Origin of the sequence: Rhodococcus sp. UYP9, from assembly GCF_040547235.1 — a bacterium.
Taxonomy (GTDB): Bacteria; Actinomycetota; Actinomycetes; order Mycobacteriales; family Mycobacteriaceae; genus Rhodococcoides.
Map to the genome: position 1 here is coordinate 98,838 of NZ_JBEPPH010000006.1, position 15,923 is coordinate 114,760.

19 protein-coding genes are annotated in these 15,923 nt (G+C 62.4%); 11 read left to right on the top strand and 8 right to left on the bottom strand.

The window, feature by feature from the left end; all coding sequences use genetic code 11:
* Positions 1-5: 5 nt before the first annotated feature.
* The 7 genes from ABIB36_RS17290 to tuf all read left to right on the top strand — a co-directional run bounded on the left by ABIB36_RS17290 (position 6) and on the right by tuf (position 6,405).
* The gene (locus ABIB36_RS17290) at positions 6-641 is read left to right on the top strand and encodes a TetR/AcrR family transcriptional regulator (RefSeq protein WP_354561345.1); all 636 of its coding nucleotides are present in this window, start codon (positions 6-8) and stop codon (positions 639-641) included.
* 33 nt (positions 642-674) lie between these two features.
* Entirely contained in the window at positions 675-1,193 is a 519-nt protein-coding gene (locus ABIB36_RS17295; protein WP_354561348.1) for a DUF3558 domain-containing protein, read from the top strand.
* Positions 1,190-1,708, top strand: a complete 519-nt coding sequence (locus tag ABIB36_RS17300; RefSeq protein ID WP_354561350.1) for a DUF3558 domain-containing protein — start codon at positions 1,190-1,192, stop codon at positions 1,706-1,708. The genes ABIB36_RS17295 and ABIB36_RS17300 overlap by 4 nt, the downstream gene beginning before the upstream one ends.
* A 305-nt stretch (positions 1,709-2,013) precedes the next feature.
* Positions 2,014-2,388: a 30S ribosomal protein S12 gene (gene rpsL, locus ABIB36_RS17305; protein WP_072805599.1), complete on the top strand. Its 375-nt coding sequence runs from the start codon at positions 2,014-2,016 to the stop codon at positions 2,386-2,388.
* Positions 2,388-2,858 (top strand): 30S ribosomal protein S7, encoded by a 471-nt coding sequence (gene rpsG / locus ABIB36_RS17310; protein WP_072805598.1) that lies wholly within the window; start codon positions 2,388-2,390, stop codon positions 2,856-2,858. Before rpsL ends, rpsG begins: the two co-directional genes overlap by 1 nt.
* 132 nt (positions 2,859-2,990) lie before the next feature.
* Positions 2,991-5,093, top strand: a complete 2,103-nt coding sequence (gene fusA, locus ABIB36_RS17315; protein WP_354561354.1) for an elongation factor G — start codon at positions 2,991-2,993, stop codon at positions 5,091-5,093.
* 121 nt (positions 5,094-5,214) lie between these two features.
* Positions 5,215-6,405 carry an elongation factor Tu gene (tuf, locus tag ABIB36_RS17320; protein ID WP_354561357.1) on the top strand — a complete coding sequence of 397 codons (1,191 nt, stop codon included), beginning with the start codon at positions 5,215-5,217 and terminating at the stop codon, positions 6,403-6,405.
* A 145-nt stretch (positions 6,406-6,550) separates the two neighbouring features.
* Here the strand turns inward: tuf and ABIB36_RS17325 are convergent, their stop codons facing one another.
* Genes ABIB36_RS17325 through ABIB36_RS17345 form a run of 5 tightly spaced genes read right to left on the bottom strand, consistent with a single transcriptional unit; the run spans position 6,551 to position 8,960 of the window.
* Positions 6,551-7,111 (bottom strand): hypothetical protein, encoded by a 561-nt coding sequence (locus ABIB36_RS17325; RefSeq protein ID WP_084346099.1) that lies wholly within the window; start codon positions 7,109-7,111, stop codon positions 6,551-6,553.
* Positions 7,108-8,043, bottom strand: coding sequence for a DUF6286 domain-containing Asp23/Gls24 family envelope stress response protein (locus tag ABIB36_RS17330; protein ID WP_256895532.1), 936 nt, complete (start codon positions 8,041-8,043; stop codon positions 7,108-7,110). The genes ABIB36_RS17325 and ABIB36_RS17330 overlap by 4 nt, the downstream gene beginning before the upstream one ends.
* On the bottom strand, positions 8,036-8,221 hold the full coding sequence (locus tag ABIB36_RS17335; RefSeq protein WP_084346363.1) for a DUF2273 domain-containing protein: 186 nt from the start codon (positions 8,219-8,221) through the stop codon (positions 8,036-8,038). Before ABIB36_RS17335 ends, ABIB36_RS17330 begins: the two co-directional genes overlap by 8 nt.
* Positions 8,218-8,520, bottom strand: a complete 303-nt coding sequence (locus ABIB36_RS17340) for an Asp23/Gls24 family envelope stress response protein (protein WP_084346098.1) — start codon at positions 8,518-8,520, stop codon at positions 8,218-8,220. Before ABIB36_RS17340 ends, ABIB36_RS17335 begins: the two co-directional genes overlap by 4 nt.
* Entirely contained in the window at positions 8,517-8,960 is a 444-nt protein-coding gene (locus ABIB36_RS17345; protein ID WP_084346097.1) for an Asp23/Gls24 family envelope stress response protein, read from the bottom strand. The genes ABIB36_RS17340 and ABIB36_RS17345 overlap by 4 nt, the downstream gene beginning before the upstream one ends.
* Before the next feature lie 126 nt (positions 8,961-9,086).
* Between ABIB36_RS17345 and ABIB36_RS17350 the strand changes: the two genes are divergently transcribed.
* From ABIB36_RS17350 to ABIB36_RS17365, 4 genes are all read left to right on the top strand, one after another.
* On the top strand, positions 9,087-10,232 hold the full coding sequence (locus tag ABIB36_RS17350) for an NAD(P)/FAD-dependent oxidoreductase (RefSeq protein WP_354561363.1): 1,146 nt from the start codon (positions 9,087-9,089) through the stop codon (positions 10,230-10,232).
* Entirely contained in the window at positions 10,225-11,439 is a 1,215-nt protein-coding gene (ilvA, locus tag ABIB36_RS17355; RefSeq protein WP_354561366.1) for a threonine ammonia-lyase, read from the top strand. The genes ABIB36_RS17350 and ilvA overlap by 8 nt, the downstream gene beginning before the upstream one ends.
* Before the next feature lie 216 nt (positions 11,440-11,655).
* Positions 11,656-12,624, top strand: a complete 969-nt coding sequence (locus ABIB36_RS17360; RefSeq protein WP_084346094.1) for an ATP-binding cassette domain-containing protein — start codon at positions 11,656-11,658, stop codon at positions 12,622-12,624.
* Positions 12,621-13,415: an ABC transporter permease gene (locus ABIB36_RS17365; protein WP_084346093.1), complete on the top strand. Its 795-nt coding sequence runs from the start codon at positions 12,621-12,623 to the stop codon at positions 13,413-13,415. Before ABIB36_RS17360 ends, ABIB36_RS17365 begins: the two co-directional genes overlap by 4 nt.
* Here the strand turns inward: ABIB36_RS17365 and ABIB36_RS17370 are convergent.
* The 3 genes from ABIB36_RS17370 to ABIB36_RS17380 form a co-directional block, all read right to left on the bottom strand.
* A complete protein-coding gene (locus ABIB36_RS17370) occupies positions 13,405-14,658 on the bottom strand; it encodes an acyl-CoA thioester hydrolase/BAAT C-terminal domain-containing protein (RefSeq protein WP_354561370.1) in 1,254 nt (417 codons plus the stop codon). The two genes, ABIB36_RS17365 and ABIB36_RS17370, sit on opposite strands and share 11 nt — an antisense overlap.
* Before the next feature lie 106 nt (positions 14,659-14,764).
* Positions 14,765-15,259, bottom strand: a complete 495-nt coding sequence (greA, locus tag ABIB36_RS17375; protein ID WP_084346091.1) for a transcription elongation factor GreA — start codon at positions 15,257-15,259, stop codon at positions 14,765-14,767.
* A gap of 238 nt (positions 15,260-15,497) precedes the next feature.
* Positions 15,498-15,920: a DUF4307 domain-containing protein gene (locus ABIB36_RS17380; protein ID WP_084346090.1), complete on the bottom strand. Its 423-nt coding sequence runs from the start codon at positions 15,918-15,920 to the stop codon at positions 15,498-15,500.
* Positions 15,921-15,923: the final 3 nt, after the last annotated feature.

The following is a 15,923-nucleotide window of genomic DNA, read 5'->3' on the forward strand; positions in this document are numbered from 1 at the left end:
TAAAGATGGCGTCGCCGCGTGAACCCAAGCAGGACCGAAGTAGGGCCACGCGGTTGCGTCTGCTCGAAGCAACGATCGACTCCCTCGCCGAGCAGGGCTGGGGCAGCACCACGGTAGCCGTCGTGGCAGAACGAGCAGGGGTGTCCCGCGGTGCCACCCAACACCACTTTCCGACGCGCGAAGACCTGATCACCGCTGCCCTCGAGTACATGTTCGATACCCGAATGGAGCACGCCGGACGCGAGTCGGTGGCCCTACCCGTCGGGCCGGCCAGAACCGAGGCCGTGGTGGATCGGCTCGTGAACTACTACACCGGCCCACTGTTCAAGGCAGCGCTGCAGGTGTGGACTGCGGCTGCAGCCGACCCAGAGATGCGCGCAAGAGTCCTGCCACTCGAGGAAAAGTTCGGTCGTGTCGCACATCGCACTGCCGTCGCACATCTCGGTGCCGATGATCGCGATCCGCAGACCCACCGGTTGGTACAGGCGACGCTCGACTTGGCCCGCGGCCTGGGGTTGGCCGATGTACTCAGCGACGACTCGCGAAGACGCGCGGAAATCGTTCGGGCCTGGTCAGGTGTGCTCGACGCGTCCCTTCGCATTCGGCAGGACGACACCGTGACCGCCCTACACAAGGGTTAATTCTTCCGACGGACATTCAGTAGAGTCCTGGGCATGCGGGGGAGAGTGGCCATCGGCCTGGCGGTGTGCGGCATGCTCCTGGGCGGCTGCGGAAACGGTGACGACGCTGCGCCGTCGAGCCAGGATTCGGCCGAAGCCGCCGCCGCTGAGCCTGGACCGTTCTTCGGCCAGTGCGGTTCGGTCGCGGACGAGGAAGTGCGTGGAGCGTTCGCGGTGACGGCGTTCACGATGATCACCCGTAACTCGGTGGGATGCGAATGGGAAGTTGCGGGTTTCTCCGGGCCGTCGGTCAGCTTCTCCTGGTATCGGGGCAGCCCCATCGACAGGGAGCGCTCCGGATCGGAATTGATCGGTAGACCGGCCGAGGACATCGAGATCGACGGTCACCCCGGATTCTCCGCCTCAACGGAGGGCTCCCTGTGTGAAGTCGGCGTGCAATTCGGTAAGGACTTCATACATTGGTCGGTCTCGTACGGGGACCTGCGACCGTCGGCCGATCCGTGCGGTGTCGCCGAACAACTCGCGACCCTGACCGTGGAGAGGTCCCAGTGAAAAAAGTCCTGATCCTGGCAGCGGCTCTCCTTCTCGCGGGCTGCAGCACAACCGTGCAGGGGACTCCGCGGGCGGCTGGTTTCGACGGTTCGGGAGGCGGGGATCTGCCCAACCTGTTGACCGAATGCGATTGGGTTCTCGACGACCAGATCGCGGCAACCGTGGGCGGCGACGCCATCGCGCGTGGATTCTTCGGAGCCATCTGCCGCTGGGACGTCAGTGGCCCCAACGGCATCGTGAAGGTCACGTCCAACTGGTTCGAGAATGGATCGTTGGCCACCGAACGTGAAACCAACGAGAAGATGATGTACAGCGTTACCGATATTTCGGTGAAGGGACGCAACGCAATTCGCAGTCAGCCGCCCAAGGATCCCGACTCGTGCGGTGTCAGCGCAGGCGGGCCCGACGCAGGCATCGTGGGGTGGTGGGTCCAGTACCTGCCAGGGTCGGGCCATCCGGACCCTTGTGCGGCGGCGACCGAGTTGATGGAACTGACTCTCGACCTGAGCCAGTAGATGTCCAAGCCCGGCCAGTAGCACAGCGGGGGTCGTTTTGACCCGAGGCAACGCCGCCGGGTATCGTAATGCGTCGTGTCCGGCATGCCCGGGCCGTCTGTGTGCCTATGCGAGGTACAGCCGTGCTCATGTTCGGATTCGAGCAAGCGATACGGCTGCCGTGTGGGGGTATGCGACACACCCGACCGCGGGGTGCAAGAGACCCGCGGAGGTAGTAAGGGTGAGGAGCAGTGTTCTCTTGCTCCAACTGCTAGATCCCTGAGTCTCGATCAAGATGAGACTCGTAACACGAAGAAAGCCGGTTCATGCCAACTATCAACCAGCTGGTCCGCAAGGGTCGCACCGATAAGGTGCGGAAGCTCAAGACCGCTGCCCTCAAGGGAAGCCCACAGCGTCGTGGCGTGTGCACTCGCGTGTACACCACCACTCCGAAGAAGCCGAACTCCGCTCTCCGTAAGGTCGCGCGCGTGCGCTTGACCAGTGCGGTCGAGGTCACTGCCTACATCCCCGGTGAAGGCCACAACCTGCAGGAGCACTCCATGGTGCTCGTTCGCGGTGGTCGTGTGAAGGACCTTCCGGGTGTGCGCTACAAGATCATCCGCGGCTCGCTCGATACCCAGGGCGTCAAGAACCGCAAGCAGGCTCGTAGCCGCTACGGCGCCAAGAAGGAGAAGAGCTAATGCCACGCAAGGGCCCAGCACCCAAGCGGCCGCTGATCAACGACCCGGTTTACGGTTCCCCGTTGGTCACGCAGCTCGTCAACAAGATCCTCATCGACGGCAAGAAGTCGACCGCTGAGCGCATCGTCTACCAGGCACTCGAGCAGGCGCGCGAGAAGACCGGCACCGACCCCGTCGTCACGCTCAAGCGTGCACTCGACAATGTCAAGCCGGCCCTCGAGGTTCGCAGCCGTCGCGTCGGTGGCGCCACCTACCAGGTGCCCGTCGAGGTTCGCCCCGGCCGTTCCACCACGTTGGCATTGCGCTGGCTGGTCACCTTCTCGCGTGCTCGTCGTGAGAAGACAATGGTCGAGCGTCTCGCCAACGAGTTGCTCGACGCCAGCAACGGCCTCGGTGCCGCTGTGAAGCGTCGCGAGGACACGCACAAGATGGCAGAAGCCAACAAGGCGTTCGCGCATTACCGCTGGTGATACTTGTCGGGAGGGTGCGGAGCTTCATAGCCTCCGCATCTCACCGGCGCTTTACCTAGTACCTGGCCCCGTGCGAGAACTGCAGCGCTGGACCAGCCCCACCTCTTCGACTTATAAGACGGGATGAATTCCGTGGCACAGGAAGTGCTGACCGACCTTAACAAGGTCCGCAACATCGGCATCATGGCCCACATCGATGCCGGTAAAACCACTACCACCGAGCGCATCCTGTTCTACACCGGGGTGAACTACAAGATCGGTGAGACGCACGACGGTGCGTCGACGACAGACTGGATGGAGCAGGAGCAGGAGCGTGGCATCACCATCACGTCCGCTGCTGTCACGTGCTTCTGGAACCAGAACCAGATCAACATCATCGATACGCCCGGCCACGTCGACTTCACGGTCGAGGTCGAGCGTTCACTCCGCGTGTTGGATGGCGCCGTAGCCGTATTCGACGGCAAAGAGGGCGTCGAGCCTCAGTCGGAGCAGGTGTGGCGTCAGGCAGACAAGTACGACGTTCCGCGTATCTGCTTCGTCAACAAGATGGACAAGCTCGGTGCAGATTTCTACTACACCGTGCAGACCATCAAGGATCGGCTCGGTGCCACGCCTTTGGTCATCCAGCTGCCGATCGGTTCAGAGAGTGAATTCGAGGGCGTCGTAGACCTCGTAGAAATGCGCGCACTGGTCTGGAGTGGCGAGACCAAGCTGGGCGAGGAGTACGAGGTTCGCGAGATCCCCGCTGACCTCAAAGAGCGCGCAGACGAGTACCGCACGTTGCTGCTCGAGACCGTAGCCGAGTCCGATGAGGCGCTTCTGGAGAAGCACTTCGGCGGCGAAGAGCTGACGGTCGAAGAGATCAAGGGCGCCATCCGCAAGATGACGGTCAACAGCGAGCTGTACCCGATTCTGTGTGGATCCGCGTTCAAGAACAAGGGCGTCCAGCCCATGCTCGACGCGGTCATCGACTACCTGCCTTCACCGCTGGACGTCGAGTCCATCACCGGCCAGGCAGTCGGCGATGAAGAAAAGTTGCTCACTCGCAAGCCTGCAGCCGACGAGCCGTTCGCGGCTCTCGCATTCAAGATTGCGACGCACCCTTTCTTCGGCAAGCTGACCTACATCCGGGTTTACTCCGGTCACGTCGAATCCGGAGCTCAGGTCGTCAACTCGACCAAGGGCAAGAAGGAGCGTCTGGGCAAGATCTTCCAGATGCACTCCAACAAGGAAAACCCGGTGCCTTCTGCCAGCGTCGGTCACATCTACGCCGTGATCGGTCTGAAAGATACGACGACGGGTGACACCCTCTGCGATCCGCAGAACCAGATCATTCTCGAATCCATGAGCTTTCCGGATCCGGTCATCCAGGTCTCGATCGAGCCCAAGACCAAGTCCGACCAGGAACGTCTGGGAATGGCTATCCAGAAGCTCGCCGAAGAGGATCCGACCTTCTCCGTCAAACTGGACGAGGACACCGGTCAGACCGTCATCGGCGGTATGGGCGAGCTGCATCTCGATATCCTTGTCGACCGCATGAAGCGCGAATTCAAGGTCGAGGCCAATGTGGGTAAGCCGCAGGTCGCGTACCGCGAGACCATCCGCAAGACGGTCGAGAAGCACGATTACACCCACAAGAAGCAGACCGGTGGCTCCGGCCAGTTCGCGAAGGTCGTCATCAAGCTCGAGCCTTTCGAAGGCGAAGACGGCGCGACGTACGAGTTCGAGAACAAGGTCAGTGGTGGTCGTGTGCCGAAGGAATACATCGGTTCGGTCGACGCCGGAGCTCAGGACGCCATGCAGTACGGCGTTCTTGCCGGATACCCCCTGGTCAACGTCAAGCTCACGCTCCTCGACGGTGCGTACCACGACGTCGACTCGTCGGAGATGGCCTTCAAGGTCGCCGGCTCACAAGCGTTCAAGGAAGCCGCTCGCAAGGCCGGCCCTGTCATTCTCGAGCCCGTCATGGCCGTAGAGGTCATCACGCCCGAGGATTACATGGGTGAGGTCATCGGCGACTTGAACTCCCGCCGTGGTCAGATTCAGGCCATGGAGGAACGCAGCGGTGCCCGTATCGTCAAGGCACAGGTTCCGCTGTCGGAGATGTTCGGCTACATCGGAGACCTTCGGTCGAAGACTCAGGGCCGCGCTAACTACTCCATGGTGTTCGATTCCTACGCTGAAGTTCCTGTGAACGTCGCGAAGGAAATCATCGCGAAGGCAATGGGAGAGTAATTTCTTCCCAGCTGGGCACGCTGTATCTGTTCCACCGCACGACCCCTGCAGTTCACAAGAGCTGTACGAGACAACCGCACTGCTGCATTAACGCAAGCACCAATCAGTCCAGGAGGACATAGTGGCGAAGGCGAAGTTCGAGCGGACGAAGCCGCACGTCAACATCGGAACCATCGGTCACGTTGACCACGGCAAAACGACGCTGACGGCAGCAATCACCAAGGTTCTGCACGACAAGTACCCGGACCTCAACGAGGCCTCGGCCTTCGATGAGATCGACAAGGCTCCGGAGGAGAAGGCTCGTGGTATCACGATCAACATCTCCCACGTCGAGTACCAGACCGAAAAGCGCCACTACGCACACGTAGACGCGCCCGGCCACGCCGACTACATCAAGAACATGATCACCGGTGCTGCGCAGATGGACGGCGCAATCCTGGTGGTAGCGGCAACCGACGGCCCGATGCCGCAGACGCGTGAGCATGTGCTCCTCGCCAAGCAGGTCGGCGTTCCGTACATCCTCGTCGCCCTGAACAAGTCCGACATGGTCGACGACGAAGAGATCATCGAGCTCGTCGAGATGGAGGTCCGCGAGCTTCTCGCTGCGCAGGACTTCGACGAGGATGCACCGGTTATCAAGGTGTCCGCACTCAAGGCACTCGAGGGTGACCCCAAGTGGGCCGAGAGCGTTCTCGAGCTCATGCAGGCCGTCGACGATTCTGTCCCGGACCCTGTCCGCGAGACGGATAAGCCGTTCCTCATGCCAGTCGAGGACGTTTTCACCATCACCGGCCGTGGCACGGTTGTGACCGGACGTATCGAGCGCGGCTCGGTGAACGTCAACGAAGAGGTCGAGATCGTCGGCATCCGCCCCGGTTCGACCAAGACCACGGTCACCGGTATCGAGATGTTCCGTAAGCTGCTCGACTCGGGCCAGGCCGGCGACAACGTCGGACTGCTCGTTCGTGGCATCAAGCGCGAAGATGTCGAGCGTGGACAGGTTGTCATCAAGCCGGGCACCACGACTCCCCACACGGAGTTCGAGGGCAACGCTTACATCCTGTCCAAGGACGAGGGCGGCCGTCACACGCCGTTCTTCAACAACTACCGCCCGCAGTTCTACTTCCGTACCACGGACGTTACGGGCGTTGTGACCCTTCCCGAGGGCACCGAGATGGTCATGCCTGGTGACAACACCGAGATGACCGTCGTGCTGATCCAGCCGGTCGCCATGGACGAGGGCCTGCGTTTCGCTATCCGCGAGGGCGGTCGTACCGTCGGCGCCGGTCGCGTCACGAAGATCCTCAAGTGATTTAGCTTCACTCGAGAAGAGGCGCCCATCTCCGCAAGGAGATGGGCGCCTCTTTTTGTGTGTTGGTTGGTACCCGCTACCACCCCGCTTGAATGGTCCATTCATACGATCAGATAGCTACCGGGGATCATTCACGCGCAGTGCGCTACTTGGACGGCACGGCAGCGTTCACATGCATCTGGATCCGAAGAGCGACTGCTCCGCCTTCGACGGACTCGGCAATGAACTCCGCCTTCTTCTCGACGGTCCGTGTGAAGGCGTCGATGTCGATGGCAGGCGATACCGACACTGTGACCGCGAGTGTGGCGGTCCCTCGGTCGTCGATAGCTCGGCCCCTGGAGGATTCGACTTCAGGGAAGGTCGAGAGATCAGCGGCGATCCCGCGTGCCAGTGCGCCGAGGTCGACTCGGACCGCGAGGGCTTCCTCGGCGTAGATCTGCATCGTCCCGGTGCGCCGCGGCGACAGGTTGCCGATAATCAGTGCAAGTGCACCGATGGCGCTGACGATGGCAGTCGCGGCGAGTGCTGCCTCCCACCAATCCTGCGCAGGTAGTCCCGCGATCGTGGCTCGGTCGAATCGAGACAGTGTGCGCACCGCGAGCGGAAGGTCGAAGTACCAGGCGAGTGCGAATGCACCGGCAGCGAGCAGCGCTACGCCGAGTAGAACGACGAGCAGGCGGTCGACGACTGCAGTTGCGCGCTTCATCTGCGTGCCTGGTGGAGTCGGATTCGGGTATCTCTGGCGTCGGCCAGCACCGACAGCGTCGGTGCTACAGCATCACGGACAGCTTCGGTCAGCGCCTCGTCTTCGCCTGCTTCGGTTCGGTGTACCTCGACGGTGATGCGCTTCTTCGTGACCGTCGTGCGAGCGGATTCGACTCCGGGAACTTCGCCTGCGTGATCACTGCACATGCGTGCGACGTCGGTTGGTCGCATCCATACCATCGGCGAAGGCGATGTCGGCGACGTAACCCCGGTGTGTGTCTGCGTGCGGGGCTTGGTTCCGATGACGAGAAGTATCAGTCCGGCAACTATCGCTGCTCCCGATGCGGTGATCATCCATGGCGCCCAATGCAATTCGGAAATCCAGTTGACGGTGTTGCGAATCCAGGGAGCCCCGACGATGGTGTCGTGCACGATCAAGAATTCTCGACCTGCGACGAAGGCCAGTGCCAGCAGGCCGAAGGCGAGCACAACAGCGACGGGGAGTGCGGCCGGACTTGCCGTCGGTGGGCGCGGTCTAGGTACCTCAACAGCCGTGTCGTCCGAGACCTGTTGTTCCACAGGTTCTCCGGCGGATGTGGCTGCGACCATGACGTTGAGCCGATACAAGGGCAGGCCAACGATGTTGTCGAGGGCACGGGCAACCTCGGTGTAGACGGCCTCGGAGACGTCGGCGATTCGGCACGGCCACGTCAGACTCACATAGAGGTTGATCGAGACCGAGTACTCGCCGACCGATGCATCTGCGCGCGGCAGGTCGCGGCCAGTCAAGCGTGATATCCCACCGACGCTACGGACGACAGCCGGCACGGTCAGGGCCGCTGCGACGGCCACGCGTTCGATGGCGCGTTCCTTGATGACGAGGGTTCCTCGCCCGCCAGTGTCGGCCGTTGCGGCGATGTCTGTATCAACCACGGCCGCGACCGCGGCTACGCAGCAACGTAGTGAGGTCGAGTCGACCATCGAGGTGAGCACCGATCGCGACCCCGACGGCCCCGAGGAACAGCGCTAGTACGAATCCGCTGAACCCGCCGATGATTCCAGCAAGCGCCAACAGCAACCCCGTGAGCAACCCCGCGAGTGTGTACGTCATCGATGACTCCCTGTCGGTTGTGTTGCGACGTCTTCGACGGTGACCACGATCGGGACCGACACGTGTGGACCGACGGCATCACGCACTCCGCGTGCGACCGCGTGCACGTCGCTGGGGTACTCGACGCTGATATGGATCTCGCAGACGTCGACGTCGATCCGGATTCCGACGACCCTACGACCGGGCAGGTACGTCGCGATCTCACCGAACTCGCCCGGATGCAGTGCACTGACACCCGCAATACTCAGCGTGATCGATGCGACCGTGTCAGCGAGTTCGATCTCGCGTGGCGCGGTCACTGCACACGCGGTCGGAGGTCCGGATCAGGTCCGGTCTCGGTGTCGTCGAAAAGCATGACGTCGTAGACGGTGACGTTGACCTCGGTGACCTCGAGGCCCGTCATCCGTTCGACGGCAGTGATGATGTTGCGGCGAATACCTGCGGCCAGCTCGTGCAGCGCTACGCCGTACTCGGCGACGATGCCGATGTCGATCGCGGCCTGTTTCTCGCCCACCTCGACGGCCACTCCCTGGCTGTGGTTGACCCGGGCACCCGGTATCCGATCGCGGAGAGCTCCGACCGCTCTGGCTGTGCCGCCACCGACGTCGTAGACGCCGTCGATCTCGCGGGTGGCGATGCCGGCGATCTTTGCGACGACGGCATCGGCGATGATCGTTCGCCCCTGCGTGGTGGTCAGTGCTGCCGAACCCGCTGCAGCGAACCTGGGGTCTGTGGTCATACCTCTGATCGTAGTGATGCCGCCCCGGTGCGGCTACACAAAGACAACATGGCATGCGCGGGTTGTCTGGGAGAGCCGAAGCGGCCGGCCAGCGCCGAAACAGTCGCCGTCTGGTAAAGATCAGTCATGGCAATTGTGATCGTTGGAGCAGGGTTGGCAGGTCTGCGGACCGCCCAGGAACTACGCAAACTCGAGTACGGCGGCGACATCGTGCTCGTCGGTGACGAGAACCATTTGCCGTACGACAGACCTCCACTGTCGAAGGAGGTCATTCGCGGCGAACGCGAGGACACCACCTTCGAACCTGCCGAGTACTTCCTGGAGCACAGCATCGAACTGCGCCTGGGCTCGGCTGCAGTAGCAGTGAATACCGCCGCACAGACTGTGGAACTGGCCGACGGATCGACTCTGGCCTACGACGAACTCGTGATCGCGACGGGCCTGCATCCGCGACTGATTCCCTCGCTACCGGACCTGGCGGGTGTGCACGTGCTGCGTTCGAGAGACGACGCTGCGGCGTTACGCAAAGACGTCGAATCCAGCAGCCGTGCTCTTGTCGTCGGTGCAGGTTTCATCGGATGTGAACTTGCGGCAGGACTCCGGCACGCGGGTGCCGACGTCGTGATCGTCGAACCGCAACAGACACCGCTCGGGTCGGTGCTCGGCGCCGAGGTGGGCGAGCTCGTTGCTCGATTGCACCGGGACGAGGGCGTCGACCTCAGGACCGGCATCGGCATCAAGACCCTGCGCGGATCCGATCGGGTCACCCACGCCGTGCTCACCGATGACACCGAGATCGAGGTCGACACCGTAGTGATCGGTGTGGGATCGATACCTGTCACAGGCTTTCTGGGGAGCTCGGGAATCGAGATCGCCGACGGCATCTCCGCGGACGCTGTCGGACGCACGAGCGATCCACATGTGTGGACGGTCGGCGATGTCGCCGCCTGGACCGTCGGTGACGCGAATAAGCGGGTCGAGCATTGGAGCAACGTCGGCGATCAGGTCCGGGTCATGGTGCCCGCAATCCTCGGCCACGACGCAGCCCCGGCGCGTCCGCAGGTGCCCTACTTCTGGAGTGACCAATACGATCTGAAGATTCAAGCGCTCGGAACACCTTCTGCTGACGATTCTGTCAAGATCATCGATGATGACGGCAGAAAGTTCTTGGCCTACTACTTCCGTGACGGAATTCTTACCGCTGTTGTCGGTGCCGGGAAAGCTGGGGGAGTGATGAAGATGCGCGCGAAGATCGGACAGCCTTTTGAGTGAACTTCTCACAGCCGGTGATATCGCCGACGCAGAGGACGTTCTCGCGCCTGTCGTGCGTCGGACGCCTGTCGTGGCGTCGCGGATACTCTCCGACCTGACCGGTCACGAAGTGCGTCTCAAGTGCGAAAACCTCCAGCGCACCGGCTCCTTCAAACCGCGCGGGGCGTACAACCGGATCTCCCGACTCACCGAATTCGAGCGCGCCAACGGAGTCGTCGCTGCGAGTGCAGGCAATCATGCGCAGGGAGTCGCCTGGGCTGCAACCGAATTGAACATCGCCTCGACGGTGTTCATGCCGACGGGTGCCTCGCTGCCGAAGCTCGTCGCCACCAAGGCCTACGGTGCCACGGTGAACCTCGTCGGCGATACCGTCGACGAGGCACTGATCCACGCGCGTGAGTTCGCGGAGCGGACCGGCGCCGTCCTGATACACCCGTTCGATCATGCCGACATCGTTGCCGGGCAGGCGACACTCGGAACCGAACTGCTCGGGCAGATGCCCGAGGTCGGTACCGTCCTCGTTCCGACCGGGGGCGGCGGTCTGCTGGCCGGCGTCGCCGCTGCCTTTCATTTCCACAAACCAGGTGTGCGGATCATCGGGGTGCAGGCCGAGGGTGCGGCTGCGTGGCCGGCTTCGCTCAGCGCGGGTCATCCGATCGCAGCGGCATCGATGTCCACGATGGCCGACGGCATCGCGGTGGGGTTACCGGGTGCAGTGCCGTTCGCTCACGTGGCCGACTGGGTCGACGCCGTCGTCACCGTCAGCGAGGACGCACTCTCGCGCGCGTTGCTGCTCTGCATCGAACGCGCCAAACTCATCGTCGAGCCTGCAGGTGCAGCCGCGGTGGCCGCACTGATGAGCCGCGAAGACCTCGAGCTTCGGGGTCCGGTCTGCGCGATCCTGTCCGGCGGCAACATCGATCCGCTGCTGCTGACCCATGTCATCACCCACGGACTGCGCGCCGCAGGCCGATACTTGGCTGTCCGCGTCACGATTTCGGATCGACCGGGCGGGCTGCTGTCTTTGCTCGAGGTCGTCAAAAATCTTGGTGCGAGCGTCGTCGACGTCGTGCACTCGAGGACCGGTGGTCAGCTCGGCCTGGAGGAGGTCGAAGTCCTGCTCACCGTCGAAACCCGAGGCCCGATTCACCGTCAGGAGATTCTCGACGCACTCGACGCATCAGCATTCGGGGTCGGCACGCTGTAGGACCGGCCTGCGCAAGAGTTCGCCGACAAATCTGCCAAGCGGTACTTGTTCCCCGGATACTTGTCGGTGACTGCCCGTACGATCCGAGCGTGCTGTCAGGGTGGGCGAACGTGCCCGATTAGTTTTCGACGCGGCAAGAGTCTGCAGTGTTCGAGACCTCAGTGTCTGCAGTAACGAGAAGTACGTGTTCATGACAAAGACAGGGGAGGGTACGTCGTGGCAAATGCCGTCGAAGTAGACAACCTCGTACTCGAGTACGGGAAGAACGTCGCGCTCAACGGGATCAGCTTCTCGGTGCCGGAGGGAACGGTTCTCGGAGTTCTGGGACCGAACGGCGCAGGCAAGACGACGGCGGTTCGCATCTTGGCGACGTTGTTGAAGGCGACGTCGGGAACCGCGAAGGTATTCGGCCTGGATGTCGGCAAGCAGGCCGACGAGGTTCGCTCGACCATCGGTTTGACCGGCCAGTTCGCGGCGGTAGACGAGTACCTCACCGGTTACGAGAATCTCGAGATGGTCGGTCGCCTGTTCGGGCTGAAGAAGGCCGAGGCGCGCTCGCGCGCGGACACTCTGCTGGAACGATTCGATCTGCTCGATGCTCGCGACCGCACAGCCAAGCAGTATTCGGGCGGTATGCGTCGACGCCTCGACATCGCTGCCAGTCTCATCGGTCGGCCGCGGGTGCTGTTTCTCGACGAGCCTACGACCGGTCTCGATCCTCGCAGCCGAATCGGCATGTGGGACTTCATCTCCGATCTGGTCAAGGACGGCACGACCATTCTGCTGACCACGCAGTACCTGGAGGAAGCAGACCGGTTGGCCGACAAGATCATCGTCCTCGACAAGGGGTCGATCATCGCCGAGGGCACCGCTGATCAGCTGAAGGCGCAGGTCGGCGGTGAGCGTCTCGAGTTCGTACTCACCGATCCTGACGATCGGGCACGCGCTCATGAATTGTTGGCTCCGCTCGGGGTCGACGAACCGCAGTGGGACGCGCAGGCACGCCGAATCGTCATGTCGGTCGACGGTGGCGCGGACGACTTGACGACAGCCCTGTTGAAGCTGCGCGAAGCGGCTATCTCTGTGGTCGACGTCGGTTTGCGGCGCCCCAACCTGGACGATGTGTTCCTCAGTCTCACCGGCCATGCGACCGTGTCGGACGCTGCAGTGGAGGTAGACAAATGAGTGTAGTGCGCGATTCGCTGATCATCGGCAAGCGCAATCTGATCAAGATCAAGCGGGTTCCGGATCTGCTGGTCTTCGCGACGCTGTCGCCCATCATGTTCGTGCTGCTGTTCGCATACGTGTTCGGCAGTGCCGTCGACATTCCGGGCGGCGGCGACTACAAGAGCTTCCTGATGGGTGGCATCTTCGTTCAGACGATGATCTTCGGTGCCACGATCACCGGATCTTCGCTGGCAGAGGATCTGCAAAAGGGCGTGATGGACAGGTTCCGTTCGCTGCCGATGGCACGCTCGGCTGTGGTCATCGGGCGAACTGCCGCCGACGTGGGCAACAACTTGGTGACCATCACGATCATGTCAATCACTGGCTTGATCGTCGGCTGGCGTATTACGACGTCGTTTTTCGAGGCTTTGGCGGGGTACGTTCTGCTGCTGCTGTTCGCTTACTCGATCTCGTGGGTGATGGCGTTCGTCGGGCTGTCGGTGCGGTCACCGGAGATCTTCAACAATGCGTCGTTCATCGTGATATTCCCCGTAACCTTCATCGCGAACACCTTCGTGCCCATCGACGGCTTCCCGCCGGTGCTCAAAGCGATCGCCGAATGGAATCCGATTTCCTCGACCGTCCAGGCGGTACGCGAGTTGTTCGGCAACACAAGTCCTTTGGCGCCGCCGCCGGATGTGTGGCCACTGCAGAACCCAGTGCTTTATACGCTCATCTGGGTCGTCGTGCTGCTGGTGGTCTTCGTGCCGTTGTCGGTGCGTAAGTACGAGAGAACGCTTACTGCTTGAGGCTGGTCTCGAGGAAATCCAGTACCTCGGTCCACATCCGGCGCTGCGCCTTCGCGGTGCCCGCGGGCGTTCCACCGGACACAGCGTCGTAGTTCCGGTCGACGGTCGTGGGCGTTGCGGGGGGACGCAGAACGTGACCGGCATTCGGCAGGATCAGCAACCGGTCCGTATTGCGTTTGCGTCTTGCGATCAACGCGCGCGCCATCCGGTCGGACGGGTACGCCGCGTCGTCATCGCCGGCGATCGCCAGCAGCGGAGCGTCGATCCTGTCGACTGGGATGGTCGCGTCGTAGACATCTTTGTCGTTTTTCAGCCCGGCAGCGTACGCGGGTCGTAGCGATAGCGCTTGCGAGGTCGGGCCGGTCGAAAAGACCCGTCGGACCGCCGTCCTGATCAGCTGCCCAATGAGTCGTTCGCTTCGAATGGGCATGTACGGCAACGGTTCACCGCCGACGGTCAGCGAAGACGTACGGGGCGGAGGTCCACCTTTGCACCGGGCTTGCAGGACGACATGGGAGGGTGACATCGCGATGACGCCGCGCACCGGAAGGCTTGGAGTGCGGGCCAAAGCGGACAAGGCCACCGACACCCCGACCGAGCATGAGTAGACCGCAATGCGATGTGCGTCGACACGTTGATGCCCGGCGAAAGCTGCCATTCCAGCGGCGATCGCTTCTACCGGTATTTCCTCGAACTGCTCGGGGAGCCCGGTGTCGTCCATATAGGACAGCACGGCTGCCACGTATCCATGTGAGGCGAGCAGCGCTGCGGTAGGCGCTGCCGGTCGTGCGCCTGTGGTGTCGGGGAGAACTATGACCCCGGCCAGTGCGTCGTCGCCGGTATCGGGCAGATAAATCCGCAGTCGCCACCCGACGCCCGCGAGATCCTCGCGAACCAGATCTCCGCCCCAGGTGCGACGCACTGTGGTGCTGGACGAGCCCTCCACTGCGTGCACCGAGATTCGATAGTCGAGCCCGCCGTCCGACCCGGCGAAGCTGACCGGTACGACGCCTTCGTCGACGAAGAACATATTCCACCAGGGGCGATCGGGGTCGGTGATCAACAGCCGACCTTCGGCATCGATGTTGTAATCCTGATGTGACACCCAGTGGTGGTTGTTCGCATCCACCGTCGCGACATCGAGATGGACTGGAAGGCCGGGTGCAACGCCCAGGACACGAAAGGTGGTGGGGCCGTCGATTGGGCCCTCGACTGGGTCGACCTGCAGGGACACGGCATCCATTGTCCAAGTGTGCGCCGCGACCGCGTTCGGTGTCGGTCTTATAACGCAAGTTTCCCCGGTCGGATGACTACCGACCGGGGAAACTCGACTGAACCGAGACGAATGTCTACGAGTGGTAAGGCTCTGCGCTGACGAGCGTGACCTTCATGATCTTGCCGTTCGGCAGCGTGTACTGGCGGGTGTCGCCGACCTTGGCGTTGATGAGTGAACCACCCAGCGGAGAGCTAGGGGAGTAGACCTCGAGCTTGGAGTCGGTGGAACCCTCTTCGCGGGTGGCGATGAGGAAAGTCTCGGCGTCGGACTCGTCACCGTCGTAGTAGACCTTCACCACGGACCCGGGCAGAGCTACACCGGACTGGGTGGGCGCCTCGCCGACCTTGGCGGAGTTCAACAGTTCCTGCAGCTGGCGAATACGGGCTTCCTGCTGGCCCTGATCCTCGCGTGCAGCGTGGTAGCCGCCGTTCTCTTTCAGATCGCCCTCTTCGCGTCGCTCGTTGATTTCGGCGGCGATGATCGGACGATTGGAAATGAGTTGGTCGAGTTCGCTCTTGAGCCTGTCGTGGGACTCCTGGGTAAGCCAGGTCACCTGGGTCTCGGTCATCTCGATCACTCCCTTGTAGTAGAAGTCGCGGTGGACTCCCCGTTTTATGCGGACGGCGCACGCGGCGAACCTGGGGATTGCAATGTGCAGATTCCCAGGCGTTGTAGGCCCGTTTCTCGAGCCACTGGAGCGCAGCGTCAGCCGCGAGCCACAGTGCCGCCCTGGCCGTCAATGCAGCAATACACGGCTCCAAAGCGGAACCGTGTACCGGCCGATCTTACCACGAGCAGGCGCTAGGTCAGCCTGCACGCAAATAATCGGGGACTTTCAGGCTGCATCCGTAGATGTCGCCGACGGCGGGCGGTTGAGAAGTACGTATCTCCGACTTTACCTCGACCTCGCGTGCGTCCGAGCCGGGTACGAGTACTTCGCGGCGTCCGGTTTCCGATCCGTCACGCGAACGCGCCCGCACGATACAGACCGCGTCGTCCTGCGGATCTGCGCGCGTGACGCTGAAACGAATGGAGACGGTGGAATCGTCGAGCAGGTCGAACGCGAGGGCTGTTCCCTCGATGTCCTTCACCGAAAACTTCACGTACCCGATGTATGCGATCCCCAGGCCGGCGAGGAGCACCACGATAAGCAGCAGGTTCTTGGTGCGACGGGACATCGATCGTGACGTCGACGCGGGATAACGGCCTTCGGGGAGCGTGGAAGTCATGCA